Source organism: Amycolatopsis rhabdoformis, from assembly GCF_035918295.1.
GTDB classification, from domain to species: Bacteria; Actinomycetota; Actinomycetes; order Mycobacteriales; family Pseudonocardiaceae; genus Amycolatopsis; species Amycolatopsis rhabdoformis.
Map to the genome: position 1 here is coordinate 6,952,428 of NZ_CP142149.1, position 26,277 is coordinate 6,978,704.

24 protein-coding genes are annotated in these 26,277 nt (G+C 70.3%); 15 read left to right on the forward strand and 9 right to left on the reverse strand.

Annotated elements, in window-relative coordinates:
• Positions 1 to 106: 106 nt before the first annotated feature.
• Entirely contained in the window at positions 107 to 796 is a 690-nt protein-coding gene (locus VSH64_RS32005) for a 4'-phosphopantetheinyl transferase family protein (RefSeq protein WP_326566480.1), read from the forward strand.
• Positions 797 to 884: 88 nt separating this feature from the next.
• On the opposite strand, the gene VSH64_RS32010 is transcribed toward VSH64_RS32005, so the two are convergent.
• Together VSH64_RS32010 and mihF are read right to left on the reverse strand one after the other, a co-directional pair.
• Entirely contained in the window at positions 885 to 2,039 is a 1,155-nt protein-coding gene (locus VSH64_RS32010; protein ID WP_326566481.1) for an isochorismate synthase, read from the reverse strand.
• A gap of 91 nt (positions 2,040 to 2,130) precedes the next feature.
• Positions 2,131 to 2,442 (reverse strand): integration host factor, actinobacterial type, encoded by a 312-nt coding sequence (gene mihF / locus VSH64_RS32015; protein ID WP_220244543.1) that lies wholly within the window; start codon positions 2,440 to 2,442, stop codon positions 2,131 to 2,133.
• A 463-nt stretch (positions 2,443 to 2,905) separates the two neighbouring features.
• Here mihF and VSH64_RS32020 point away from each other — a divergent pair, with 463 nt between their 5' ends.
• From VSH64_RS32020 to VSH64_RS32055, 8 genes are all read left to right on the forward strand, one after another.
• Positions 2,906 to 4,534 carry a long-chain fatty acid--CoA ligase gene (locus tag VSH64_RS32020; protein WP_326566482.1) on the forward strand — a complete coding sequence of 543 codons (1,629 nt, stop codon included), beginning with the start codon at positions 2,906 to 2,908 and terminating at the stop codon, positions 4,532 to 4,534.
• 88 nt (positions 4,535 to 4,622) lie between these two features.
• Positions 4,623 to 5,927 (forward strand): ABC transporter substrate-binding protein, encoded by a 1,305-nt coding sequence (locus VSH64_RS32025; protein ID WP_326566483.1) that lies wholly within the window; start codon positions 4,623 to 4,625, stop codon positions 5,925 to 5,927.
• 61 nt (positions 5,928 to 5,988) lie between these two features.
• Entirely contained in the window at positions 5,989 to 6,912 is a 924-nt protein-coding gene (locus VSH64_RS32030; protein WP_407655694.1) for a carbohydrate ABC transporter permease, read from the forward strand.
• Between the two features lie 43 nt (positions 6,913 to 6,955).
• The gene (locus VSH64_RS32035) at positions 6,956 to 7,738 is read left to right on the forward strand and encodes a carbohydrate ABC transporter permease (protein WP_326838078.1); all 783 of its coding nucleotides are present in this window, start codon (positions 6,956 to 6,958) and stop codon (positions 7,736 to 7,738) included.
• Between the two features lie 197 nt (positions 7,739 to 7,935).
• Entirely contained in the window at positions 7,936 to 8,427 is a 492-nt protein-coding gene (locus VSH64_RS32040; RefSeq protein ID WP_326566484.1) for a DUF4190 domain-containing protein, read from the forward strand.
• A 149-nt stretch (positions 8,428 to 8,576) separates the two neighbouring features.
• The gene (locus tag VSH64_RS32045; RefSeq protein WP_326566485.1) at positions 8,577 to 10,304 is read left to right on the forward strand and encodes a TIGR03767 family metallophosphoesterase; all 1,728 of its coding nucleotides are present in this window, start codon (positions 8,577 to 8,579) and stop codon (positions 10,302 to 10,304) included.
• A 52-nt stretch (positions 10,305 to 10,356) separates the two neighbouring features.
• On the forward strand, positions 10,357 to 10,758 hold the full coding sequence (locus VSH64_RS32050) for a PaaI family thioesterase (RefSeq protein WP_326566486.1): 402 nt from the start codon (positions 10,357 to 10,359) through the stop codon (positions 10,756 to 10,758).
• Positions 10,759 to 10,991: 233 nt separating this feature from the next.
• Entirely contained in the window at positions 10,992 to 12,254 is a 1,263-nt protein-coding gene (locus VSH64_RS32055; protein ID WP_326566487.1) for a peptidase C39 family protein, read from the forward strand.
• A 1-nt stretch (position 12,255) separates the two neighbouring features.
• Here VSH64_RS32055 and VSH64_RS32060 read toward each other — a convergent pair whose 3' ends face one another.
• From VSH64_RS32060 to VSH64_RS32075, 4 genes are all read right to left on the reverse strand, one after another.
• Complete coding sequence (locus VSH64_RS32060; protein WP_326566488.1) at positions 12,256 to 12,846, reverse strand: gamma-glutamylcyclotransferase; 591 nt, start codon at positions 12,844 to 12,846, stop codon at positions 12,256 to 12,258.
• 29 nt (positions 12,847 to 12,875) lie between these two features.
• Positions 12,876 to 13,973, reverse strand: a complete 1,098-nt coding sequence (locus VSH64_RS32065) for an S-(hydroxymethyl)mycothiol dehydrogenase (protein WP_326566489.1) — start codon at positions 13,971 to 13,973, stop codon at positions 12,876 to 12,878.
• Positions 13,974 to 14,060: 87 nt separating this feature from the next.
• A complete protein-coding gene (locus VSH64_RS32070; RefSeq protein ID WP_326566490.1) occupies positions 14,061 to 14,765 on the reverse strand; it encodes a class I SAM-dependent methyltransferase in 705 nt (234 codons plus the stop codon).
• Between the two features lie 17 nt (positions 14,766 to 14,782).
• On the reverse strand, positions 14,783 to 16,393 hold the full coding sequence (locus tag VSH64_RS32075; RefSeq protein ID WP_326566491.1) for an FAD-binding oxidoreductase: 1,611 nt from the start codon (positions 16,391 to 16,393) through the stop codon (positions 14,783 to 14,785).
• 16 nt (positions 16,394 to 16,409) lie between these two features.
• Here VSH64_RS32075 and VSH64_RS32080 point away from each other — a divergent pair, with 16 nt between their 5' ends.
• From VSH64_RS32080 to VSH64_RS32105, 6 genes are all read left to right on the forward strand, one after another.
• Positions 16,410 to 17,054: a TetR/AcrR family transcriptional regulator gene (locus VSH64_RS32080; RefSeq protein WP_326566492.1), complete on the forward strand. Its 645-nt coding sequence runs from the start codon at positions 16,410 to 16,412 to the stop codon at positions 17,052 to 17,054.
• 34 nt (positions 17,055 to 17,088) lie between these two features.
• On the forward strand, positions 17,089 to 18,624 hold the full coding sequence (locus VSH64_RS32085; protein WP_326566493.1) for a glycerol-3-phosphate dehydrogenase/oxidase: 1,536 nt from the start codon (positions 17,089 to 17,091) through the stop codon (positions 18,622 to 18,624).
• 87 nt (positions 18,625 to 18,711) lie between these two features.
• Complete coding sequence (locus VSH64_RS32090; RefSeq protein WP_326566494.1) at positions 18,712 to 19,617, forward strand: ABC transporter ATP-binding protein; 906 nt, start codon at positions 18,712 to 18,714, stop codon at positions 19,615 to 19,617.
• Positions 19,614 to 19,949, forward strand: coding sequence for a hypothetical protein (locus tag VSH64_RS32095; protein ID WP_407655575.1), 336 nt, complete (start codon positions 19,614 to 19,616; stop codon positions 19,947 to 19,949). The genes VSH64_RS32090 and VSH64_RS32095 overlap by 4 nt, the downstream gene beginning before the upstream one ends.
• Entirely contained in the window at positions 19,946 to 21,139 is a 1,194-nt protein-coding gene (locus VSH64_RS32100; RefSeq protein WP_326566495.1) for an ABC transporter permease, read from the forward strand. The genes VSH64_RS32095 and VSH64_RS32100 overlap by 4 nt, the downstream gene beginning before the upstream one ends.
• 68 nt (positions 21,140 to 21,207) lie before the next feature.
• Positions 21,208 to 22,374, forward strand: coding sequence for a serine hydrolase domain-containing protein (locus VSH64_RS32105; RefSeq protein ID WP_326566496.1), 1,167 nt, complete (start codon positions 21,208 to 21,210; stop codon positions 22,372 to 22,374).
• Between the two features lie 44 nt (positions 22,375 to 22,418).
• On the opposite strand, the gene VSH64_RS32110 is transcribed toward VSH64_RS32105, so the two are convergent.
• From VSH64_RS32110 to VSH64_RS32120, 3 genes are all read right to left on the reverse strand, one after another.
• Entirely contained in the window at positions 22,419 to 23,759 is a 1,341-nt protein-coding gene (locus VSH64_RS32110; protein WP_326566497.1) for a cryptochrome/photolyase family protein, read from the reverse strand.
• Positions 23,760 to 23,819: 60 nt separating this feature from the next.
• On the reverse strand, positions 23,820 to 25,136 hold the full coding sequence (locus VSH64_RS32115) for a citrate synthase (protein WP_326566498.1): 1,317 nt from the start codon (positions 25,134 to 25,136) through the stop codon (positions 23,820 to 23,822).
• A 191-nt stretch (positions 25,137 to 25,327) separates the two neighbouring features.
• The gene (locus tag VSH64_RS32120; protein ID WP_326566499.1) at positions 25,328 to 26,269 is read right to left on the reverse strand and encodes a carbohydrate kinase family protein; all 942 of its coding nucleotides are present in this window, start codon (positions 26,267 to 26,269) and stop codon (positions 25,328 to 25,330) included.
• Positions 26,270 to 26,277 lie beyond the last annotated feature (8 nt).

Sequence of the window (26,277 nt, forward strand, 5' to 3'; positions counted from 1 at the left end):
TCGCCAGGGTACCGCGTCTTCTCGGGGTCCCCCTAGTCCCTGGCCGGTTGACGTGACAACCCGCGCCGCCGCCGGGAAGATCGGAGGTGGACGAGGAGGGTGCCAGGTGACGCAGATCGTGGTCCGGTGGTCGGAACCGCTCGCGGCGGAGGACCGGTTCCTGCGGCTGCTCGACGAGCTCGAACGCGGCCGCTACGACGCCTACCGGCTGGAGCTCGACAAGCGCCGCTTCCTGACCGGACGGGTGCTCGCGAAGACCCTCACGGCCGAGCGCCTCGGCGTGCCGGTCGAGTCCGTGGTGTTCGACGCGACCTGCGAAGACTGCGGCAAGCCCCACGGCCGCCCGCGCGTGCCCGGTTCGGACCTCGTGCTGTCGATCTCGCACTCGGGGCAGCTCGTCGGCGTGGCCGCCACCGACGGCGTGGCGGTGGGTCTGGACGTGGAGACGTCCTCGCGCAAGGCCGACAAGTCGCTCGTGGAGTACGCGCTGAGCCCGGCCGAGCAGCAGGCCGTGGCCGGGCTGTCCGACACCGAGCGGTCCGCCGCGTTCTTCGTGTACTGGACGCGCAAGGAAGCGGTGATGAAGGCGACCGGCAAGGGCCTGAAGATCCCACTGCAGAGCATCACGTTCTCGGCCTACGACGCCCCGGCCGAGCTGGTGTCCTCCGGCGACACCGCCCTGGACCCGGCCCGGACGCGCCTGGCGGACCTGAAGGCCGCCGAGGGCCACCGCGCCGCCGTGGCCGCGTTGACGACGGAAGCACTCGACGTGACCGAGGAACACTGGCTCCCCTGAGCCCGCCCCGCCCCTGACCCCCACCCCAATGTGGCATTGGGTGCGCTCAACGCAACGAATGCCACATTGGGGCGCTTTGAGCAGGGGGTCAGTCCAGACCCATGGCGCCCAGGAGCGTGCGGAACTTGGCGATGGTCTCGTCGAACTCGGCCTGCGGGTCCGAGGCCGGCACGATGCCGCCGCCGGCGTACAGGCGCATCGAGGTGTCCGCGATCTCCGCGCAGCGGATGGCGACGGCCCACTCGCCGTCGCCCAGGGCGTCGACCCAGCCGACGCTGCCGGCGTAGTAACCGCGGTCGAACGGCTCCAGCTCCTGCACCAGGTCACGCGCGGCGGCGGTCGGCGTGCCGCAGATGGCGGGTGTCGGGTGCAGCGCCGCGGCGAGGTCGAGGGCGGTGACGTCGCGGTCGGTGAGCTCGCCGGTGATGGCGGTGCGCAGGTGCCAGATGGCGGGCGTCGACACGAGCTCCGGGGCGGCAGGCACGTCGAGCTTGCGGCAGAACGGCCGCAGGGCCTCAACGACGTAGTCGATCACCACGGCGTGCTCTTCCTGGTCCTTCGCGGACGCCAGGAGGGCCTCGCCGTGGGCGCGGTCGGTCGCGGGGTCGGCCGAACGGGGCATGGACCCCGCGTGCGGCGTGGTGAACACCGAGTCACCGGCGCGGGAGAGCAGCAGCTCGGGCGTGGCGCCCACGAGCGTGCGCCCGCCGGGCAGCTCGGCGGCGTAGGTGAAGTGGCGCGGGTTGCCGCGGGCCAGGTTGCGCACGATCTTCTCGACCGGCACCGAAGCCTCGAACTCCAGCTCCAGCGCGCGGGCGAGCACGGCTTTGCGCAGGTCACGGTCGTGCAGGGCCGCCACGGCGGCCCGCACGTTGGCCTTGTGCCCCTCTTCCGACGGCACCTCGCGGGTGGCCGTGGGCGCGGGCAGGTCTTCCGGACCCGAAACCACGGCCGGCTCGCCTTCCGCCTGCGCCCGGTGCACGGTGCGCGGCAGGACGAGATGACCCGGCGTGGTCGTGTCCGGGCCGGTGTCGAAGGGCAGCACCCCGACCGCGAGCGGCACACCCGAGCTGGTCAGCTCTTCGGCCACGGTCCTGGCCAGCCGCCGCGGATCCGTGTCGGTCACGGCGGCGACCGAACCCTGGGCGAGGAGCGCTCGCCGGGCCGTCGCGAACAGGAAGTCGCCGCGCTGGTAGCGGACGGTTGTCTCGACCGGGGTCGCCGGTGCGGTACTGGTCGTCACCGGACCAGCGTCCCAGGATCCGGGAGTTCCGCGGGGAAAGTGTTGTCAGAAGAACACCTTCGGAGCACTCTCCCCGCGGCCGCCCGGGGTGCTACTTCAGCGCGTCGATCAGAGCTTCGCGCTGGCGCTCACCGAGGCCCGCGGCCCGGCGGTCGGGGTCGATCCCCGCCTGCTCCAGCAGCGCGGCGACCTTGACCGCGCCCAGGCCGGGAACGGCCTTGAGCAGCTGGGTGACCTTCGTCTTCCCGATGGTCTTGTTCTCCTTGGCCTGCTTGAGCACCTTCTCGATGCTCGTAGTGCCGGACTTGATCGACGCGAGCAGCTCCGAACGAGCCTTACGCGCCTCTGCCGCCTTGGCGAGGGCGTCGGCGCGCTGCTCCGGAGTCAACGTGGGCAGAGCCAACGTAGTGTCCTTTCCTCTCAGGTCTCCGCTTTCGCGGCCGACGGCTTTTTTCCGATGCTTGCAAGCGCAAGCGCTGGCCAGCCGTCTCTTACCACGGCCCCAGTAAACGCCACACCATCCGAGAGCGCGCAACCGACACGCACTTATCACCCGCCGACCACCCGGTGGACAAGTCACGAAGGGACCCCTCGCGGCCTGCGGAAACGTCAGACGTCCCTCGTTTTCGACACCATTACCTCACCCAAAAGAGGCTCTATCTCGACACGGTTACGACGCCATTTTTTGCTGCCCTGCAAGGAAAAGTCGGGTACAAAGTTGATCATGGACGCCGGCGGTCGCCACCCGTTACGGGGATGGCCGTGACCGAACGGTTGCCCGAGTTGACCATGCCCCGCCGGGCCGTCCGCCATTAGAGTCGGCGGCACCCCAGTTCACCGGCGAACGAGCACCACGGGAGTCACCCATGTTGAGCACGATGCAGGACGGGCAGCTGTCGCTGGCGAAGCTGCTCCGCCACGGCACGAAGGTCCACGCGAAGAGCGAAGTCATCACCTGGACCGGTTCAGAAGCCCGCCGGGAGACCTACGCCGAGCTCGGGCAGCACGCGGCCCGCCTGGCCAACGCGCTGCGTAGCCTCGGCGTCACGGGCGACCAGCGCGTCGGCACGTTCATGTGGAACAACGCGGAGCACCTGGCCGCCTACCTCGCGGTGCCGGCCATGGGCGCGGTGCTGCACACCCTGAACATCCGCCTGTTCCCCGAGCAGCTCACCTTCGTCGCCAACCACGCCGAGGACCACGTGGTGATCGTCGACGGCACGCTCGTGCCGCTGCTGGCCAAGCAGCTGCCGAACTTCACCACCGTGAAGCACGTGATCGTGGCCAACGGCGACGCGAAGACCCTCGAAGCGCCCGAGGGCATCACCGTGCACGCCTACGACGAGCTGCTCGCGGCCCAGTCGAGCGAGTTCGACTGGCCCGAGATCGACGAGCGTTCGGCCGCCGCGATGTGCTACACGTCGGGCACCACGGGTGACCCGAAGGGTGTCGTCTACTCGCACCGCTCGATCTGGCTGCACTCGATGCAGGTCTGCATGACCGACAGCATGCGGCTGGCCCAGGAGGACACCGCGCTGGCGATCGTGCCGATGTTCCACGCGATGTCGTGGGGCCTGCCGTACGCGGCGATGATGGTCGGCGCGTCGCTGCTCATGCCCGACCGCTTCCTGCAGCCGGCGCCGATCTCGGCGATGCTGGCGGCCGAGAAGCCGACGTTCGCGGCGGCCGTGCCCACGATCTGGCAGGGCCTGCTCGCCCACCTCGACGCCAACCCGCAGGACATCTCCCACGTGCGCGAGGTCGTGGTCGGCGGTTCGGCCGCGCCGCCTTCGCTGATGCACGCGTTCGAAGAGCGCTACGGCGTGCCGATCCTGCACGCCTGGGGCATGACCGAGACGTCGCCGCTGGGCAGCGTCGCGCGGCCGCCGGGCAGCGCGACCGGCGAGGAGCGCTGGGCCTACCGCTACACGCAGGGCCGGTTCCCGGCGTCGGTGTCCGCGCGGCTGATCGGCGACAACGGCGAAGAGCTGCCGTGGGACAACGACGCCGTGGGCGAGCTCGAGGTGCAGGGCCCGTGGATCGCCGGCGCCTACTTCGGCGGCGACTCCATCGACCCCGAGAAGTTCCACGACGGCTGGCTGCGCACGGGTGACGTCGGCAAGATCAGTCCCGACGGCTTCCTCACCCTCACCGACCGCGCCAAGGACGTGATCAAGTCCGGCGGCGAGTGGATCTCGTCGGTCGACCTGGAGAACCAGGTGATGGGCCACCCGGCCGTCGCCGAAGCGGCCGTGGTCGGCATCCCCGACGAGAAGTGGGACGAGCGCCCGCTGGTGGCCGTGGTCGTGAAGGAAGGTCAGAGCGTGACGGCCGAGCAGCTGCGCGACTACCTGTCCGACAAGGTCGCGAAGTGGCAGCTGCCGGAGAACTGGACCTTCGTGGACGAAGTGCCGAAGACCAGCGTCGGCAAGTTCGACAAGAAGCGGATCCGCGCGTCGTACTCCGAAGGAAAGCTCGACATCTCACAGCTCTAACGGGTAATTCTCCGGCGAGTCGTCGATCATCCGGCGCCTGTCTTGAGGGAGTCTGACGCTCTCAAGGCAGGCGTCGGAGGATTTCGGGATGCAGTCACGCAGCAGGAGGTCGTTCCTGGCCCTCGCGGGAACGGCGGCGGTGGGCGCGGTCGCGGCCGCGTGTGGTTCGGACACCGGGCGCCCCGGCGACCCGCCGCCGTCCACGGCGATGTCGGCCGGGCCGCCGCCGTCGAAAGCGCCGGCGAAGGTCACGCTGCAGCAGTGGTACCACGCGTACGGCGAAGACGGCGTGCAGGACGCTGTGCGCGGCTACGCGGCTTCGTACCCGGGCGCGGCCGTGAAGGTGCAGTGGAACCCGGGTGACTACGACTCGAAGATCGTGACCGCGCTGCAGAACAGCGCGGTGCCCGACGTGTTCGAGGCCCAGGTGAAGATCGACTGGGTGCGCCAGAACCAGGTCGTTGCGCTCGACGACCTCATCGGCCCGGTGAAGAACGACTTCAGCCCCGCCGTGCTCGCCGCACAGACCGTGGAGGGCAAGGTCTACGGCATCCCGCAGGCCACCGACACGCAGGTGCTCTTCTACCGGCCCAGCCTGCTGCAGGCCGCGGGGGTTCAGCCGCCGCAGACCGTGGACGAGCTGGTGGACGCCGCCGGCAAGCTCTCGCGCGACGGCGTGAAGGGCCTGTTCGCGGGCAACGACGGCGGGGTCGCCACCCTGACCGGCCCGCTGCTGTGGTCGGCCGGGCTCGACTACCTCAAGCCCGGCGGGCGTGAGGTGGGCTTCGACGACCCGCGCGCGGCCACGGCGCTGGCCAAGCTGCACACGCTCAACACCAACAGCTCGCTGCTGCTCGGCGCGCCCACCGACTGGTCCGACGCGGGCGCGTTCATCGACGGCCTGTGCGCGATGCAGTGGACCGGCCTGTGGAACATGCCGAAGATCCGCGACGCGTTCAACGACGACTTCGCCGTGCTGCCGTTCCCCAAGCTGGACAACAGCGGCGCGCCTTCGGTGCCGGTCGGCGCGTACGGCGCGATGGTGAACGCGAAGAGCAAGCACGTGGCCGAAGCCAAGGCGTTCGTGAAGTGGCTGTGGATCGACCAGACCACCGACCAGCTCGAGTTCGCCACGCGGTTCGGCTTCCACGTGCCCGCGCGCCAGAGCCTCATCGACAAGGCCGACACGCTGCGCTCGGGCCCGGCCGCCGACGTCGCGCGGTTCGTGAAGGAGAACAGCCACCTCGTCGGCGGTCCCGTGTGGACCCAGCAGGCGAACACCGCGCTGTCCGACGCCGTGGCGAAGATCGCCAAGGAGGGCGCCGACCCGGTGGCGCAGACCAAGGCGGCGGTCACGGTCGCGCAGGCCGAGCTGAAGCGCCTGTTCGGATGAGGGTGCGGTGACGGCCCCGGCGCGGACGACCCCGCCAAGGACGAGCCGGCCCCGGTCAACACTGTCCCGGTCGACGCTGTCCCGGAAGACCCGGGACACGCTGGCGTTCTGGGGGTTCGTCGGCCCGTTCCTGATCGGGCTCGCCGTGTTCGCGTACCTGCCGATCGGCTGGAGCGTGTACCTGTCGTTCTTCGACGCGCGCAACACGGTGACCCCGAGCGTGTTCGTGGGCCTCGACAACTACGCCCACATGCTCGGCGACGGGCCGTTCCTGGCGAGCCTCGGCACGTTCAGCGTGTTCGCGGTGGTGATCGTGCCGCTCACGTTCGTGCTGTCGCTGGCGCTGGCGCTCGCCGTGCACCAGCTGAAGTTCGCGCGCGGGTTCTTCCGGTCGGTGTTCTTCCTGCCGTTCGCCTGCTCGTACGTGGTGGCTTCGTTGGTGTGGAAGACCTCGCTGTTCTCCGGCGTGCGCTACGGCCTGGCCAACACGGTGCTCGGCCTGTTCGGCGTGGACCCGGTGGCGTGGACCGGCACGGTCGACCCGCCGCTGTACTGGATCGTGCTGGTGACCGCGCGGCTGTGGCTGCAGCTCGGCTTCTACCTGATCCTGTTCCTCGCCGCGCTGCAACGGATTCCCGGCCAGCTCTACGAAGCCGCGTGGCTCGACGGCGCCAAACCCGGCTGGCAGGTGTTGCGGAACATCACGCTGCCGCAGCTGCGCGCGACCTCGGTGGCCGTGCTGCTGCTGAACCTGATCAACGCGTACCAGGCGTTCGACGAGTTCTACAACATCATGGGTGACTCGCGGGGCTATCCGCCGTTCGCGCGGCCGCCGCTGGTGTACCTCTACTACACGTCGCTGGGCTCGGGTGGGCAGGACCTGGGCCGGGGCAGCGCGGGCGCGGTGCTGCTGGCGCTGCTGATCGCACTGGTGACGTTGCTGCAGGGCCGGCTGTTCCGCTTCGACCGGGGTGCGCTGTCGTGAAGGCCTGCTCGTGAAAGCACTGCTGCGCTGGACGGCGCTGATCGTGGCCGCGGTGCTGTTCCTGTTGCCGTTCTACCTGTTGCTGCGCAACGGCCTCGCCTCGCGCGCGGAGATCACGGCGCCGAGCTGGACGTTGTGGCCGAAGGACCTGCACTGGGAGAACTTCACGCGCCTGTTCTCGCTCGAAGACGTGCCGTTCGCGCGCAGCCTGCTCAATTCGGCGATCGTCGCGACGCTGCAAACCGTGGGGCTGCTGGTGATCTGCTCGCTCGCCGGGTACGGGTTCGCGCGAATTCCGTACCGGCACTCGAAAACCGTGTTCTACGCGGTGCTCGCCACGCTGATGATCCCCGCGTCGGTCACGTTCGTGCCGAGTTTTGTCGTCGTGTCCACGCTGGGCTGGCTTTCGGATCTGCGCGGGCTCGTGATTCCGGGGTTGTTCAGCGCGTTCAGCGTGTTCCTGTTCCGCCAGTACTTCGTCGATTTCCCGCGCGAACTGGAGGAAGCGGGCCGGGTCGACGGCCTCACGCGGTGGGGCGTGTTCCGGCGCGTGGTGGTGCCCAATTCCCGCGGCTTTTTCGCGGCGATCGCCGTGATCTCGGTGATCGGCAGCTGGAACGCGTTCCTGTGGCCGCTGATCATCGCGCAGTCGCCCGATTCGTGGACGGTGCAGGTGGCGCTCTCGGGGCTACTGACCTCGCAGAACCCGCAGCTGAACCTGCTGTTCCTGGCCGCGGCCGTGTCGATCCTGCCGATCGTGCTGCTGTTCGCGTTCCTGCAGCGCTACCTCGTGCGCGGGGTCACGGAGTCGGGGCTGAAGGGCTGAGCCACGCGTGAGCCTTCGCTCACCCTCAGCTACCAGCGCGTTTCCGGCGCCGGCGAACCGCCCGATCGAGCACCGTGACGCCCCCTCGGACCCGAGACAACCCGATCGCGGGTGGCCAATCCACCGATTCCGCCCCCAACGACGATCGCTTCCCCCATAAACTCTTTGTACCCGACGTCCGGAAACTGGAGCCCCTGATGACCGACCCCTACCAGCAGCAGCCCAACCAGCAGGGCCAGTACTACGGCGCCGACGGTTACCCGAACGCGCAGCAGCCGCAGCAGCCCCCTTCGGCGCCGCTGCCCGTGCCGTATTCGGCGCCGTACTCCGGCGGATACCCGGCGCAGCCGTATTCGGCGCCGTACGCCACGCCGAACCCGTACGCGCAGTACCCGCCGGGCTACGTGCCCACGAGGCAGAGCGGCATGGCGATCGCCGGCATGATCATCGGCATTCTGGCGCTGATCACGTTCTGGGTGCCGTTCTGGGACGTGATCGCGGCGCTCACGGCGATCGGGCTCTCGTGGGCGGGCATCGTGCAGGCCGGGAAGCCGGGCTACAGCGGCCAGGGCATGGGCATCGCCGGGCTCGTGTGCGGCATCGTCGCGGCGATTCCGGCGGTGATCTTCCTGGTGCTGTTCTTCACGGCGATCGCGGCCACGAGCACCACTTGCGCGTTCTACTGCTGAACCCTTCGTTCGACGGGTAGCTCCCCGGCGCCTGCTGTGACAGAGTCAGCCGCACTGTCACGGTGAATGTGAGCACGATTCACATTGCGTTCACCGGAGGTCCACCGCCGTCCGGCAGCGTGCTGGGCAGCCGACACCGGGGAGCGAAGATGGCCCAGCTGACCAGGCGCACGTTCACCGCGGCGGGCGCCGCGGGCGTGGGGTTGCTGCTCTGCACGCCGACCGCCAACGCGCTCGACCGGGCGCTGCGGCGCACGGCCGCGCGCACCGTCAGCACCAGCGGGACCACGCTCGAACAGGTCGCCACCGCCGTCAGCCCCGGCACCGCCACCTACTCGCGCCTCACCGGCGGGCCCGGCTGGCCGCTCGTGGTCCGCGGCGACCTCGCCGCGCCGAAGGACGGCCGCGACGACCGCCGCACGGCGCTGGGCGCGTTCGTGCAGTTCACCGACCTGCACATCACCGACACGGAGTCGCCGGCGCGGTTCGAGTGCCTGCACCCGTACGTCGGCTCGGCGCACCGGCCGCAGGAAGCGCTCGGCACGGCCGCCACGAGTGCGCTGGTGCAGCGGGTGAACAGCGTGGCGAAGGGACCGTTCACCGGCCGGCCGTTCGACTTCCTCGTGACCACCGGCGACAACACCGACAACCACGAGCTGCTCGAACTCGACTGGTTCCTGACCAGCCTCAACGGCGGCGCCATCACCCCGAACTCCGGCGATCCTTCGCGGTACGAAGGCGTGCAGGCGTCCGGCAACGACGCGTTCTGGAACCCGTCGACGCCGCTGGACGACGCGTACTCGAAGAAGGGCTTCCCCCAGCTGCCGGGCCTGCTCGAGGCCGGGATCGCGCCGTTCACCTCGCCCGGGCTCGACGTGCCGTGGTTCTGCACGTTCGGCAACCACGACGACAGCGTGGTCGGCACGCTGCCGGAGGGCATTCCCGGCATCGAGGCCTGGTACACCGGCCGGTACAAGGTGATCGGCAAGGACGAGAGCACCGCGCGCAAGCTCGGCTCCGCCATCGCCGGCGGCAAGAGCGTGCCGCTGACTGAGCTCTTCGGCGGCTCCGGCACCATCCGCGAGGTCACGCCCGACGCGCGGCGCCGGCCGTTCACCACCGCCGAGTTCGTGACCGCGCACCTGGAGTCCGGCAACACCGGCCCCGGCCCGGTCGGCCACGGCTTCACCTCGGAGAACGCGGACGGCCGCAACGTCTACTACACGTTCCGCATCGCCCCGGGCGTCACCGGCATCAGCCTCGACACCACCACGTTGGGCGGCTTCGCGGACGGCTCCATCGGCCTCGGCCAGTACACCTGGGTCGAGTCCACGCTGAAGCGCAACTCCTCGATGTACTACGACTTCTTCGGCCGCAAGACCACGCACTCGGTGACCGACGAGCTGTTCGTGCTCTTCAGCCACCACACGAGCGACACCATGGGCAACCTCCTGCCGGACTCGCGGCACCTGCTGGAGCCGCGGCTGGACGGCAAGGCGTTCGTCGGGCTGCTCAACCGCTTCCCGAACGTGGTGGCGTGGGTCAACGGCCACACGCACCTCAACAAGATCACCCCGCACGTCGGCAAGACCCCGGCGCAGAGCTTCTGGGAGATCAACACGGCGTCCCACGTCGACTTCCCGCAGCACGCGCGCATCCTGGAGCTGGCCGACAACGGCGACGGCACCCTGTCCATTTTCACGACGCTCATCGAGGCCGCCGCTCCGTACGCCGTGGACTACTCCGCGCGGACCCCTGAGGCGTTGGCTTCGCTGTACCGCGAGCTCTCGTACAACGACATCCACGTGGACCTGGGCCGCGTCGGCTCCGACGGCGACCACAACACGGAGCTGCTGCTCACGAACCCGCTCGGCTGATTACCTCGCGGGTAATCGACCGGCCGCGGCCCGCTGCGGTTGACTGGCGCCCATGACCGACGCCGAGGGCACCCAGCTGTTCCACTCGACCATGCCGTTCTCCTCGCGGCTCGGCATCGAGGTCCTCTCGCACGCCCCGGACCTCGTCCGCAGCCGCCTCGCCTGGGACGCGTCGCTGTGCACCCTCGGCGGCGTGCTGCACGGGGGCGTCCTGATGTCCCTGGCCGACTCGACGGGCGCGGTGTGCGCGTTCCTGAACCTGCCCGACGGTGCCACAGGAACCACGACGCTGGAGTCGAAGACGAACTTCCTCCGGTCGGTGCGCTCGGGGCACGCGGTGGCGTCGTCCCGGCCGCTGCACACGGGGCGCCGCGTGATCGTGGTGGAGACGGAGATCCACGACGACGAGGGGAAGCTGGTGGCGAAGGTGACGCAGACGCAGGCGGTGCTGTAGCCGGGTTCCAGTAGTTCCAGGGCAGGCGGATCGTAGGCGTGGAATCCGCAGCCGCCGGGCCTTGGAAGACCACACGAGGGGTGCCCGGTCGAGCCGGATTGTGCTCGGCGAGGGTTCATGGTCTCAACCACCACCACCGATTTCCCGACCCTGCTCCGGTCGGACCTTTACGAACCCGCCCCGGCAGGAGAAAATCTCTGGCGGACACTGGGGTCTCGGGGACGGAGCACGGCATGCGGGTGCGGAGTTTGATCACGCTATTGTCCATCGCCATGGTGTCCGCAGGGGTGACGCAGGTCGCCGAGGCAGCGCCGGGGCAGCCGGGGCGCGATGAGGCGATCAATTACCACGAGTGGTCCGGTGGGGGGTTCTACGCGGGCCGCCTCGATGGTCTCTCGCTGGGGCGCGACGGGTTGCGCATCACGCACCCGGTGGGCAGCGTCGAGCACAGTGAGCCCGGGCTGGGCACCACGCGGACGTACGAGTACGGCTCGTGGACGTCGCCGCTGTACCGGCAAGGGTTCGACGCCACGCAGCTCATCGCGTCTTGGAACGCGCAGACGCCGGCGAAGACGTGGCTGGAGGTCGAGGCGAAGGGCCGGACGTCGGCGGGTGTCGAGACCACCTGGTACGTGATGGGGCGGTGGGCCAGCGGGGACACGGACATCCAGCGCACCAGCGTCGACGGGCAGAGTGACGACAACGCGTCGGTCGATGTCGACACGTTGGCGACCAAGGCCGGGGTCACGTTGCGCTCGTACCAGCTGCGCGTGAGCCTCTACCGCGAAGCCGGCACCCGGGCGACGCCCACGATCTCCACGCTCGGCGCCGTGGCCTCGAACGTGCCGGACCGCTTCGACGTCACGCCCACGAAACCCGGCCGTGCGCGCGGGATCGAGCTGAAGGTGCCGGCGTACGCGCAGAATATCCACAAAGGACAGTTCCCGCAGTACGGCGGTGGCGGGGAAGCCTGGTGCAGCCCGACCTCCACGGAGATGGTGGCCGAGTACTGGGGCAAGAAGCCCTCGGCCGCGGACATGAGCTGGATCCCGGCGGACTACCTCGACCCGTCCGTGGTGTACGCCGCGCGCAACACCTACGACTATGCCTACGACGGCACCGGCAACTGGCCCTTCAACACCGCCTACGCCGCCTCCCTCGGCCTGCGCGGCCACATCACGCGCCTGCACGACCTCGACGAGCTCGAGGACTACATCGCCCGCGGCATCCCGGTGATCACCTCGCAGTCGTTCCTCTCCACCGAACTCGACGGCGCCGGCTACGGCACCTCCGGCCACATCATGGTGGTCGTCGGCTTCACGCAGGCCGGCGACGTGATCGTGAACGACCCGGCCTCCAGCACCGACGCCCGCGTCCGCAACGTGTACAAGCGCGCGCAGTTCGAGAAGATCTGGCAGCGCACCAAGCGCTACACGGCCGACGGCAGCGTGGCGAGCGGGCCGGGCGGAGTGGTGTACATCGTCACGCCCGCGTGACTCAGGTGAAGATCTGCTCCGGTTCCACCACGGTGCAGTCCAGGCCGTGAGCGGACGCCGGCGTGCCCAGCAACAAGGCGGCTTCGGCCTGGGGCACGTCGGCAACGCGCACCGGCCGACCGTCGACGAGTAGCGGAAAACGGACGGCTGACGCGCCGACGTAGGCGTGAACGCCGGAAACGACGGTGCCGTCCAGCTCGACGACACCGGAATCCAGCCGGGCCAGGTGGTAGCGCGTGCCGCGGCCCTCGCAGACGTCCAGCACCGCGCGCTGCTCAGGCGTCACGAACCACAGGAAGTGCCACTCGACGCCCGGCAACGCGGTCAACGTCGCCGGCCGCTGGTCGTCCACCTTGCGCAGCCCCGAAGCCCATACCGCGGCAAGGCCGGAACACCGAACCCGAGCCGCCACGACCGGACCGCTCAAGCCCAGCTCGGTGCGCAGCCAGGTGATCTTCGACGGGCACGCGTTCGACCCGTACGCCAGCACCGGCAACCGGTCGCGCCAGCCCGCCGGGGCGGCCGAAAGCGGGTAGCCGGCGCCGTCGACGTGCACGAACGACTGACCCGGCCGCGCCCCGGGATAGGGCACGGCCGGGTAGTCGGCGTCGGTGAAGAGGATCAGAACTCGACCACGCTGCGCAGCACGTCGCCGTGGTGCATGCGCTCGAAGGCCTGCTCCACGTCGCCCACGCCGATGCGCTCGGTCACGAACTTGTCCAGCGGCAGGCGGCCCTGCAGGTACAGATCCACGAGCATCGGGAAGTCGCGCGAGGGCAGGCAGTCGCCGTACCAGGAGGACTTCAGGGAGCCGCCGCTGCCGAAGAAGTCGATCAGCGGCAGGTCGTTGAGCTTCATGTCCGGGGTGGGCACGCCGACGAGCACCACGGTGCCCGCGAGGTCGCGGCCGTAGAAGGCCTGCTTCCACGTCTCGGGCCGGCCGACGGCGTCGATCACCACGTCGGGGCCGAACGAGTGCGTGGCGTCCTGCATGGCCGCCACCACCGCTTCTTCGCTGAGGCCCTTGCTGTTCACGGTGTGCGTGGCGCCGAAGCCCTTGGCCCACTCGAGCTTCCGGTCGTCGGTGTCGATGGCGATGATCGTGGTCGCGCCCGCGAGGTTCGCACCCGCGATGGCCGCGTCGCCGACCCCGCCGCAGCCGATCACGGCCACGGAGTCACCGCGGGTCACGCCGCCGGTGTTGATGGCCGCGCCGAGGCCCGCCATCACGCCGCAGCCGAGCAGGCCCGCCACCGCGGGTTCGGCCGCCTCGTTCACCTTCGTGCACTGTCCACTGTGGACGAGCGTCTTCTCCAGGAACGCGCCGATGCCCAGGGCCGGCGAGAGCTTGGTGCCGTCGGTGAGCGTCATCGGCTGCGCGGCGTTGAACGTGGAGAAGCAGTACCACGGCTTGCCGCGCTTGCACGCGCGACAGGTGCCGCACACGGCCCGCCAGTTGAGGATCACGTAGTCACCGGGCGCGATGTCCGTGACGCCTTCGCCGACCTTGTCGACCCGGCCCGCGGCCTCGTGGCCGAGCAGGAACGGGAACTCGTCGTTGATCCCGCCCTCGCGGTAGTGCAGGTCGGTGTGGCAGACCCCGCAGGCCTGCACCGACACGACCGCCTCGCCCGGACCCGGGTCCGGTACCACCACGGTCTCGAGCGCCACCGGCTCGCCCTTCGCGCGGGACACGACTCCCTGGACCTCGTACGGCATGCGCTCACCTTTCCCTGCACTTAAAGCTTGTCGGGGCAGCTAATCATGGAACATGCGCATGTGGCCATACCACGATCCGTGGGCCGATCAACCCCGTCGCGGATCCGGAATCGCCCGAATCGCCAGGAACCCCGTCGGCTGGTGCGAGAGCCGCTCGTACCGCAGGGGGTCCACCGCGGCCCCTTCCGGCACCGGTCGGGGTTCCACCAGCTGCTCGATGAGGAACCCGGCCTCCCGCAGCTCCGCGCAGGTGTCCTGCAACGACGAGAGCCAGAACCGCACGTGCCAGCCCTCGTTCCAGGTCTCCTCCACCACCCGCGGCGTGAAGTAGTCACCAGGGTGGCGAAGCCAGTCTCCGGTCGGGTGCATCCGCGACAGGACCAGCACGCCGCCGGGCCGCAGCACCCGGCGCAGCTCACGCAGCATCGCCACGCGGTCGTCCACGTACTCGTAGACCAGCGCCAACAGCACGAGATCCACCGACGCCGAGGGCAGCCAGCCGAGCGGCGCGCCGAGGTCGTGCACGCGGAACGTCGCGGCCGGCACGCGCTCGCGGCTCAGCGCGACCATGCGCGGACTGAGGTCGAAGCCGGTCACGCGGGCGCCGCGCGCGGTGAGCTCCGCCGCGTAGAGGCCGGGGCCGCAGGCGGCGTCGAGCACATCACGGCCGGCGACGTCGCCGAGCAGCGAGAGGCAGGCCGGCCGGTCGACGAAGGCGTTGTAAAAGCCTTCGCGGGCGTGGTCGAGGAACTCGTCGGCAAAGACTTCGTACTGCGGGAACGAACCGATCACCCGGCCAGTCTCGCAGGTCAGGCCAGCAGTTTTCCGGGGTTGAGGATGCCCGTAGGGTCGACAGCGGACTTCACGGCCCGCAGCACGGACAAGCCGAGCGCCCCGATCTCCGGCTCCAGGTACGGCGCGTGGTCCACGCCCACCGCGTGGTGGTGCGTGATCGTGCCGAGCCCGACGATCGCCTCCGAGGCCGCGTGCTTCGCGCGCTGCCACTGGCCGACGGGATCGGCGTCGTCACGCGAGGTCAGCACCGTGAAGTACAGCGACGCACCCGTCTCGTAGACGTGGGAGACGTGGCACATCACGATCGCGCGGCCGAGCGAAGCCACCAGCGCCGCACGCACGGCGTCGTACAGGTCGTCGAGCCGCGACCAGTACGCGGCGGTTTCCAGCGTCTCGACGCAGACGCCGAGGTCCAGCAACGCGTCGCGCTGGCGCGGGCCGGAGAACCGGCCGTGCCGCCACGACTCGCCGAGCGCGGTGCCGATGCGCAGCGCGCCGGAGCGCCGCAGGACCCCGGCCGTGACCCGCTGCCGGGCCCGCACGTCCCGCTCCCAGCCGACGATCAGCAGGCACGGGTGTTTCACCCCGCGCGCGCCCAGGTACGCCCGGAGCGCGGAGGTCTTCAGGCCGGCGTTCAACGCGAACGACACGGCCGTCTCGTCCACATCGGACAGTCGCGTGACGTCGGCCGTCGCGTGGTTCTGCGCGAGCGCGCGCATGGCCTCGGCGCCGGCGGCCCAGCCGTCGACCACCCAGCCTTCGTAACGCCGCTCGGTCGGCACCGGCCGCACCCGTAGCGCGACCTCGGTGATCACGCCCAGCGCGCCCTCGCTGCCCACGGCCAGCTGCCGCAGGTCCGGCCCGGCCGCCGACGCGGGCGCGACCCCGAGCCGCCACTCACCCTTCGGCGTGGCCACCCGCACGCCGGCCACCATGTCCTCGAAGCGGCCGTAACCGGCCGACGCCTGGCCGGCCGAGCGCGTGGCCGCGAAACCACCGATCGTGGCGCGCTCGAACGACTGCGGCACGTGGCCCAGCGTGAACCCGTGCTCACCCAACAGCCGTTCGGCCTCGGGCCCCCGCACGCCGGCCTGCAGCACCGCGACGTGCGACTGCTCGTCCACCGACACCAGCGCGTCGAGCCGCACCAGGTCGAGCGCGATCACCGCCGGCTTGTCCCCGCGCAAGGCCGCGACGCCGCCGACCACCGACGTGCCGCCGCCGAACGGCACCACGCCCACGTCGTGGCGTACACAGAGGTCGAGCACGGCCTGCACCTGCTCGGGCGAAGCGGGCAGCACCACGGCGTCGGGCGCCACCACGGCGTCGCCGAGCCGGCGGTGCAGCAGGTCCAGATAGGACAGACCACCCGCGCGCGCGAGCCGCTCGTCGGCGTCGACCAGCACGTTTTCCGCCCCGAGCAGGGCCGAAAGGTCCTCGTGCGCAGCGGCGGGAAGGGCAGAATCGGCCAGGTTCGAGACGGAATCCGCCCGACGCCCTCGATCAGCACCCACCGGGCCGATACGCTGGCCGAGCCACCGGACCGCCCGATCGGGCAGCGAGGCGGCGCCAGCACCGTCGCCGGTCCACGACTGCCGGATGCGGTGGTTTATGAGATCACTCACGACTACAGTGTGACATATGGACGTCAAACGTCACTCCCCACCGGGAGAGACTCCCTCGGCCCTCGCGGGGGCCCGCAGCCGCCAGACCTCGGCGCGCGTAGCCGACGACGTGCTGCTCGACGCCGCTCGCGAATGCGTGCTGGCCGTCGGTGTCCGGCGCACCACGCTGGCCGAGATCGCGCGCACCGCGCGGGTGAGCCGCATGACCGTGTACCGCCGGTTTCCCGACGTACGCAGTGTGCTCGCCGCGCTGATGACGCGCGAGTTCAGCGGTCTGCTCAAACACGCCAGCCACGCGGGCGACGACGCGGCCAACACACGCGAGCGGCTGGTGCTCATCGCCGCGGCCGGCGTGAGCGCGCTGTCGGCCGACCCGTTGTTCCGCACGCTGCTCGACGTGGATCCGGAGCTCGTGCTGCCCTACATCGTCGAGCGGCTCGGGGCCACGCAGGTGTTCGCCGAGCAGGTGCTCCGCCAGCTGATCGAGGCCGGGCACCGCGACGGGTCCATCCGCCACGCGGAGGTCACCGCGCAGGCGCGGTCGATCCTGCTGGTCGTGCAGTCGTTCGCGTTTTCGCTGCGCCCGGCCACCACGGATCTCGACGAGCAGGCGTTGCTCGACGAGTTCCGCTACCTCGTCGACGCCGCGTTGAAGCCATGAGCACCGCCGACGTACTTCCTCCCGCGGAGGCGGCATGAGTACCGGTTCCCTCAACGCGCGTCGCCGCGAGCGTGAGCTGGACCGGCTGACCGGCGGCGAGCGGGTGGACGTGGTGGTGGTCGGCGGTGGGGTCACCGGCGCGGGCATCGCACTCGACGCCGCGGCGCGCGGGCTGTCGGTCGCGCTCGTGGAGGCCCACGACCTGGCCTTCGGCACGTCACGCTGGTCGAGCAAGCTCGTGCACGGTGGCCTGCGCTACCTCGCGAAGGGCGAGTTCGGCCTGGCGCACGAAAGCGCTGTCGAGCGCGGCATCCTCATGACGCGCACGGCGCCGCACCTCACGCGCGCGATGCCGCAGCTGTTTCCCTTGTACCCCAGCACTTCTCGCGCGCAGCAGACGGTGATCGCCACCGGCCTGCGCGCGGGTGACGCGCTGCGCCGGGCCGCGCGCACGCCGTCGTCGGTGCTGCCGCGGCCCCGGCAGATCCCGGTGGCGGAGGCAGTGGCGCTGGCCCCGGGCCTCGCCCCGGCCGGCCTGCGCGGCGCCCTGCTCGCCTACGACGGCGCCCTGGTCGACGACGCGCGCCTGGTCGTGAACCTGGCTCGCACGGCCGCGATGCTGGGCGCCCGCATCCTCACGCGACTGGAGGCCGTGTCGCTTTCGGGCACCACTGTGCGCGTGCGCGAAGGTTCGGCGGAGTACGAGCTGCACGCGCGCCAGGTCATCAACGCCACCGGAGTGTGGGCCGGCACGCTCACCGACGCCGTGCGCCTTCGGCCGTCGCGCGGTTCGCACCTGGTTCTCGCGCCCGGTGCCGCCGCGGTGGGTGGCACGTCGGTGAACGTCGCTGTGCCCGGCGAGAGCAACCGGTTCGTGTTCCTGCTGCCGCAGGTCGACGGCCGGGTCTACCTGGGGCTCACCGACGAGCCGATCGACGGCGAGATCCCGCCGGTTCCTTCGGTTCCCGAGTCCGATGTGGACTTCTTGCTGTCCGTCGCGTCCTCGGTGCTGGCCCGGCCGCTGACCCGCGCGGACGTGATCGGCTCGTACGCCGGCCTGCGCCCGCTGGTCGCCGGCGACGGCGGCCGCAGCGCGGACCTCTCGCGCAAACACGCCGTGGTCACGGGCGCCGACGGCGTGCTCACCGTGGTCGGCGGCAAGCTCACCACCTACCGCCGCATGGCCGAGGACGCGGTCGACGCCGCGCTGGTGCACGCGGGCCTGCACGCCGGCCCGTCACGCACCGCGCGCCTGCCGTTGCTCGGCGCCGCACCGCGCGCGAGACTGTCCCTTGTGGACGCCCCGGCCCGGCTCGTGGCCAAGTACGGCACGGAAGCCCCGCGCGTCGCCGCGCTCGGCGAGCTCGAGCCGGCCTTCGCGGCGCCGCTGTTCGACGGCACGCAGATCACCGCCGCCGAGGTCGTGTGGGCCGTGCGCCACGAGGGCGCACTGAACACCGAAGACGTCCTCGAACGCCGCACGCGCCTGTCCCTCGTACCCGCCGAGGCCGACGCCGCCCGCGCCCGCGTGGCCGAGCTGGTGGAGAAGGCGCTGGCCGGCCTGTCCTGAACACCGGGAGAGAACCCGCGCCGTTCGCTAGAGTTGGCGGCGCGGGACTCACCACTGTCCACACGGGTGTTCGGAGAGGGGGCGGTTTTGCCCAGACTCGAGATCCACGCGATCTCCAAGCGCTACGGCCGCAAACAGGCCCTCGACGGCGTCACGTTCGACGTGCGGCCCGGTGAGCTGTTCGGCTTCGTCGGCAGCAACGGCGCCGGCAAGACCACCACCATGCGCATCGCGCTCGGCGTGCTCGCCGCCGATTCCGGCGAGGTGCGCTTCGCGGGCGAACCGGTCACGCACGACACCCGCACGCGCATCGGCTACATGCCCGAGGAACGCGGCCTGTACCCGAAGATGAAGGTGCTCGACCAGCTCGTTTACCTCGCGGAGCTCCACGGCCTCAGCACCAACGACGCCCACGGCGCGGCCGAGCTGTGGCTCGCCCGCCTCGGCCTCGGCGAACGCCGCAAGGACGAGGTGCAGAAACTCAGCCTCGGCAACCAGCAGCGCGTGCAACTCGCCGCGGCCCTCGTGCACGACCCCGACGTGCTGGTCCTCGACGAACCGTTCTCCGGCCTCGACCCGATCGCCGTCGACGTGATGAGCGAGGTGCTCCGGAGGAAAGCGGCCGCCGGCGTGCCCGTCGTGTTCTCCAGCCACCAGCTCGACCTGGTCGAGCGCCTGTGCGACCGCGTCGGCATCATCCGCGACGGCCGCATGATCGCCGTCGGCACGGTCGACGACCTCACGCGCGGCGCGGCCAGCCGCCTGGTGGTCACCACCCCGGCCGCCCGCCCCGGCTGGGCGGCGACCGTGCCCGGCGCCCGGGTCGTCGAGTCGTCGGGCGCCACGACGGTGTTCGAGCTCGCCGCCCATGCCGACGACCAAGCCATCCTCGCCGCTGCGCTGGCCACCGGGCCGGTCACCGAATTCAGCCGCCAACGCCGCACCCTCGCCGAACTCTTCCGCGACGCCGTGGCCCAAGGCGGTAAGACGTGAGCCGCATCAGTGCCGCCCGGGCCGTGGCGGTCACGGTCACCGCACCAACCGCCCTCACCGCGCCCAGCACGCGCGTCGTGGAAGCATCCGGGCTCGCCACGGTCCTCGAACTGGCCACGCGGCCCGGCGCCCGCTTGGTCGAGGCCCGCCTGATCACGGCGACCAAGGCCCTCACCGCGATCGAACCGGCCGCAAACGCCAACGACCAAGCCGTCCTCGCCGCTGCGCTGGCCACCGGGCCGGTCACCGAATTCAGCCACCAACGCCGCACCCTCGCCGAACTCTTCCGCGACAGCGTGACCCAAGCCCGGACCCAAGGCGGGAAGACGTGAGCCGCATCAGTGCCGCGCGGGCCGTGCGGCTCGTGGCGAAGCGGGAGGTGAACACGAGGCTGCGGACGCGCGCGTTCGTGGTGAGCACGGCCGTGTTGTTGCTGTTGCTGATCGGGTACGTGGCGTTGCAGGCGGTTCTCCTCAGCTCGGTCACCACGACGAAGGTCGCGCTCACCGGGCAGGCGCAGGGGATCGCGCAGCAGTTGCAGGTGGCCGGCAAGACGAGCGGCGAGACGTTCGAGGTGGTCACCGTGCCGTCCGAACAGGACGGGCTCGCGCAGGTGCGCGAGGGTGAGGTGGACGCGCTCGTGTCCGGCAGCGCGTCGCGGTTGCGGGTCACGGTGAAGTCCACTGTGGACCCGGCGTTGCAGCACGCGCTCGACGGGATCGTGCAGCAGCAGGTGCTCGACGCGCAGCTGTCGGCCGTGCACCTCGACCCGGTCGACGTGCACCAGGCCATGGCCGCGGCCCACGTGGACGTGCTGCCGTTGGAGACGCGCGACCCGCGGGCCGGGCAGAAGCTCGTGGTCGGCGTCGCGGTGGCTGTGGTGCTGTACCTGAGCATCATCACCTACGGGATGCTCGTGGCGCAGGGCGTGGTGGAGGAGAAGTCGAGCCGGGTCGTGGAGATCCTGCTCTCGGCCGTGCGGCCGTGGCACCTGTTGCTGGGCAAGGTGATCGGGCTCGGACTGGTGGGGCTTGCGCAGCTCGCGATCCTCGGCGTGGCCGGGCTGCTGGCGGCGCTGGGCACCGGCGTGCTGGGCTCGATCTCGGGCATCGCCGTGGGCGCCGTGGTGTGGGGCGTGGTGTGGTACCTGCTCGGCTTCCTGCTGTACGCCATGATCTACGGCGCAGCCGGCTCACTCGTGTCGCGTCAGGAGGACACGCAGACCGTGGTCGCGCCGGCGAACATCGCGCTCGTGATCGGGTTCGTCGCGGGCCTCAATCTGCTCACGCAAGCGCCCGACGGCGCGGCCACGAAGGTCTTGTCGCTGATCCCGCTGCTCTCGCCGGTGCTGATGCCGGCGCGCATCGCCACGGGTTCGGCCGCGCTGTGGGAAATCGTGCTGTCACTGGTCTTGACCACCGGGTTGATCGCGCTCGTCACCTGGGCCGGCGCGCGGATCTACCGCAACGGCGTCCTTCTGGTCGGCAGCCGCGTGAAGCTGTTCGACGCGATCCGGGGCTGACCCCTAGGTAGCCGGGCCCGGGTTTCTCCCCGATGGCAGCTCGTCCTGAAGTCGAAAGACTCGGTGGCATGACGAGAAACCCGCTGATCCGCATCGCCGCGGCCGCGAGCGCCGCACTGCTGCTCACCGCCGTCGTGACCCCGGCCGCGCTCGCCGCACCGGCCGCGGCGAGTCACCCGGCACCCACGCACAGCAGCCTGCCGCCGATGAACCCGGCTTCGCTGGCGGGCGCCATCGCCGGTCTGCCCAACGCCGAGGCCACCGGCGCGCTCGTGCAGGTCCGCGGCTCGGCCGGCGCGTGGAGCGGGGTGTCCGGGACAGCCGACCTGAGCACCGGGGCACCGGTCCCGGCCGACGCGCACTTCCGCATCGGCAGCATCACCAAGACCTTCACCGCGGTGGTCGTGCTGCAGCTCGCCGCCGAGCACCGCCTCGACCTCGACGCGCCCGTGCAGCGCTACCTGCCCGGCCTGCTGCCCGCGAACTACCCGCGGATCACCGTCGCGCAGCTGCTCAACCACACCAGCGGCCTGCCCGGCGTCGACCTGCCGGAAGATCCACAGTGGATCGTTGACAACCGCTACACCGAGTTCACGCCGAAGCAGGTGCTGGCCACCGCGTTCAAGCACGACCTGGTGTTCTCACCCGGCACCAGCCAGCAGTACACGAACACCAACTACCTCGTGGCCGGCCTCCTCATCGAGAAGCTCACCCACCACTCATACGGCAGCGAAGTGCGCGACCGAATCCTGCGCCCGCTCGGCCTGCGCGACACCTCGGTGCCCGGCAACGACCCGAACCTGCCCGAGCCGTACGCCCACGGCTACCAGGTCGTGAACGGGCAGCTCGTGGACCTGACCCGCATGAACCAGTCGATCCCGTGGGCCGCCGGCGAGATGATCTCCACCACCGCCGACCTCGACAAGTTCCTGGTGGCGCTGTTCCAGGGCCGGCTCGTGCCGAAATCAGTGCTGGGCCGCATGTTCACGCTGCCGCACGTGACCACCTTCGGCTCCGACGACCCCGCGATCTACAGCCAGGGCCTGATGACCTCGACGGTCAACGGCGTGACCGTGTGGGGCAAGACCGGCAGCCGCTACGGCTACACCAACGGCATCTGGGCCACCCGCGACCTCGCGCGCCGCGCGATCTACTCGATCAACACCACCGACAAGAGCTTCACCGGCCAGCCCGAGATCGTGCAGAAGCTGGCGCTCGCCATCGGCGGGCTCTGAGGAAACCCGGACGGCCCGGCCTGGGGGTCCGGGCCGTCCCGGGCTCAAGACTGCTTGATCGCCCCGAACCGCTCCAGCGCCACCTGCCGCTCCTCGGCGTGGTCCACCAACGGCGCCGCGTACTTCTCCGGCCGCTCCTTCAGCTTGTGCACAGCTTTCCCGGCCACCTCACGAAGTTCCGGCACGTACCGGCGCACGTACTCGCCGTCCGGATCGAACTTCTCGCCCTGGGTGGTCGGGTTGAAGATCCGGAAGTACGGCGCCGCGTCCGTGCCGCTGCCCGCCACCCACTGCCAGTTGAGCTGGTTGGACGCCAGATCGCCGTCCACGAGGTGGCGCATGAAGTGCCGCGCGCCCCACCACCACGGCAGGTGCAGGTCCTTCACCAGGAAACTCGCCACCACCATGCGGATCCGGTTGTGCATCCAGCCTTCGGCGAGCAGCTGGCGCATCCCGGCGTCCACGATCGGATAACCGGTGCGGCCGGCGCACCAGGCTTCGAACACCTCGACGTCTTCGTCGTGTTTCATCTTGTCGAACCGGCGGTCGTAGTTCTTCCGCGCGGTTTCCGGCCGGTGCCACAGCACATCGGCGTGGAACTCGCGCCAGCACAGCTCCGACCGCAGCGCCTGCACCCCGTCACCGGACTTCCCGGCGAGGTCCGAAAGCATCGTGCGCGGGTGGATGGCGCCCCAGTGCAGGTAGGTCGACATGCGCGTGGTGCCGGGACGGTCCGGCCGATCACGATCGGTGGCGTAGCGCGAAAGCCCGGTCTCGAGGAAGTCGTGCCAGCCTTCGAGCGCCGCGGCCTCACCCGCTTCGGGTAGCTGCGTGTCGCCGAGCGCCGGTGATTTCGGGATCTTCGCGGACTTCCCCGGCTTCACCCAGTCCACAAGGGACACGCCGGTGTCGGCCGGGCGCCGCCAGCCGTGCTCGGCCCACGCGCGGCGGAACGGCGTGAACACCCGGTACGGATCACCGTCCGGTTTGGTCACCCGCCCCGGCTGCACCGCGTACGGCGAGCCTGTGGCCACGAAGTCGATGTCGTGGCGGGCCAAGGATTTCGCGACCTTCTCATCGCGCCACCGGCCGTACGGCCCAGTATCGGCGCTCACGTGCACAGCCGTCGCCTCGGCGGATCGCGCGACCCGCAGGACTTCCTGCACCGGGTCGCCGTGCACCACCAGCAACCGGCCGTCGAGTTGTTCGTCCAGCGCCCGAAGGCTGTCGAACAGGAAGGCCCGCCGCGGCGCGCCCGAAGGCTTCAGCAGCTTCTCGTCGAGCACGTACAACGCCAGCACGGGACCCTCGGCCTCGGCGGCGGCCAGCAGGGCCGCGTGGTCACCGAGGCGCAGGTCCCGCCGGAACCACAACACGCTCGTCATACCCCTGAACGCTAAACGCCCCGCCGTGCGGCTGCACGGCGGGGCGTTCAGGAACGGAACTCAGCGCTCCGAGATACCCTTGTAGTCACGCGAAGCGTGGCCGGTGTAGATCTGGCGCGGGCGCCCGATCTTCGTCTGCGGGTCGTTGATCATCTCGCGCCAGTGCGCGATCCAGCCTGGGAGCCGGCCGAGCGCGAACAGCACGGTGAAGAACTTCGTCGGGAACCCGAGCGCGCGGTAGATGAGACCGGTGTAGAAGTCCACGTTCGGGTACAGCTTGCGCTCGACGAAGTAGTCGTCGGAAAGCGCCGTCTCCTCGAGCTTCTTGGCGATGTCGAGCAGCTGGTCGCCGCCCGCGATCTTGCCGAGGATCTCGTCGGCGGTGTTCTTGATGATCTTCGCGCGCGGGTCGTAGTTCTTGTAGACCCGGTGCCCGAAGCCCATGAGCTTGACACCCTGTTCCTTGTTCTTCACGCGGTTCACGAACGAGGCGACGTCGCCGCCCTCGTCGCGAATGCCCTCGAGCATGTCGAGGACGGCCGCGTTGGCACCACCGTGGAGCGGGCCGAACAGCGCGTTGATGCCCGCCGAGATGCTGGCGAACAGGTTGGCCTCCGACGAGCCCACCAGGCGCACGGTCGACGTGGAGCAGTTCTGCTCGTGGTCGGCGTGCAGGATGAACAGCAGGTCGAGCGCCTTCGCCACGGCCGGGTCGACCTCGTACGGTTCCGCCGGGAAACCGAAGGTCATGCGCAGGAAGTTCTCCACCAGGCCCAGCGAGTTGTCCGGGTACAGCAGCGGCTGGCCCACGGACTTCTTGTACGCGTAGGCAGCCAGGGTCGGCACCTTCGCGAGCAGGCGGATGGTGGACAGCTCCACGTTGGGCTCGTCGAACGGGTTCAGCGAGTCCTGGTAGAAGGTCGACAGCGCCGAGACCGCGCTCGAGAGCACGGGCATCGGGTGCGCGTCGCGCGGGAAGCCCGAGAAGAAGGCCTTCAGGTCTTCGTGCAGCAGCGTGTGCCGCTGGATCTTCTCGGTGAAGTCGGCGAGCTGGGCCTCGGTGGGCAGCTCGCCGTAGATGAGGAGGTAGGACACCTCGATGAAGTTGGACTTCTCGGCAAGCTGCTCGATCGGGTACCCGCGGTAGCGCAGGATGCCCGCATCACCGTCGATGTAGGTGATGGCCGACGACGCGGCACCGGTGTTCACGAACCCGGGGTCGTAAGTGATGTACCCCGTCTGCGCGAGCAGCTTCCCCAGCTCGATCCCGGGTGCACCCTCGACCGGGTGGACAACCTTGAATTCGTGCTCGCCACTCGGCAGGCGCAGCGTCGCGGTTTCGCCGCCGGACTGCCCCGCATTCGTCGCGTCGGACATGCAGGTCCCTCTCACGTTGGCACGGGCCGGCGGCGCCTGTAGTTTTCACAGGTAGCCACGTGTTCACGCGAGGAAACACGCGCCTCGCTGCACACCGCCCCGCTGGGGTATGAATTCCCCCCTACGCTAGTCGAAATAAGGGTGTGCGCGCAGCCGGTGCGTTGCCACCAATAGCCCCTTTGGGACCAGGTTCACACGGTGGAAGCCATTTCCTGAGCCGTCGGCGGCTCCGCACCGCTACGGGAAACCGTGATCGAGGCCGCTTTCGCGGCGTAGCCGAGGGCCTCTCGCCACGCGTCGGCGTCGAGTGCGGCCAGGTCACGGACGTCGCGGGTGTGCAGCCACGCCAGCAGCGCGCCCTGCACGGTGTCGCCGGCCCCGATCGTGTCGACCACCGGGACGCGCCGCGAAGGCACGTGGGCCAGCTCACCTGCGGCGGTGATCACGGACAGGCCTTCGACGCCGCGGGTCAGGACAACCGCGTCCACACCGGACTCGACCCAGGTCTTCGCGGCCGCCACCGGGTCGGCGCCTTCGGTGAGCCACGCCGCATCGTCGTCGGAGATCTTCAGCAACCGGACATCGGGCAGCCACGACGCGAACCGCGCGCGGTAGGCGGCCGGGTCGGCGATGAGCGCCTCGCGGATGTTCGGGTCGAGCGCGGTGAGCGTGCCGCGCGCGGCCTCGCGGCGCAGCATGGCTTCGTACGCGCTGGCGCCGGGTTCGAGCACCAGGCCGAGCGTGCCGAGCGAGAGCGCGGTGGCGTCGTCGGGCAGCGTGCCCGGGTCGCCCACGAGCCGGTCCGCCGTGCCCTCGACGTAGAAGGTGTAACGCGCGGCACCCGTTTGGTCCAGTGCCACCACGGCGAGCGTGGTCGGCTCGTCGCCGCGCTGCAGCAGCGACGTGTCGACACCGGAGTCCACGAGCCGGTCGACGAGCGCGGCGCCGAAGCGGTCGGTGGACACGCGCGACAGGAACGACGCCGGCACCCCGAGCCGCGCGGCGGCCAGCGCGACGTTGTACGGCCCCCCACCCAGCCGTGGCAGCAGGGCGCGCAGCCCACCGTCCACAGTGGAATCCAACGGTTCACCCGGAACGAGGTCGACCAGCGCCTCTCCACCCACCACGATCACGAGCGCGA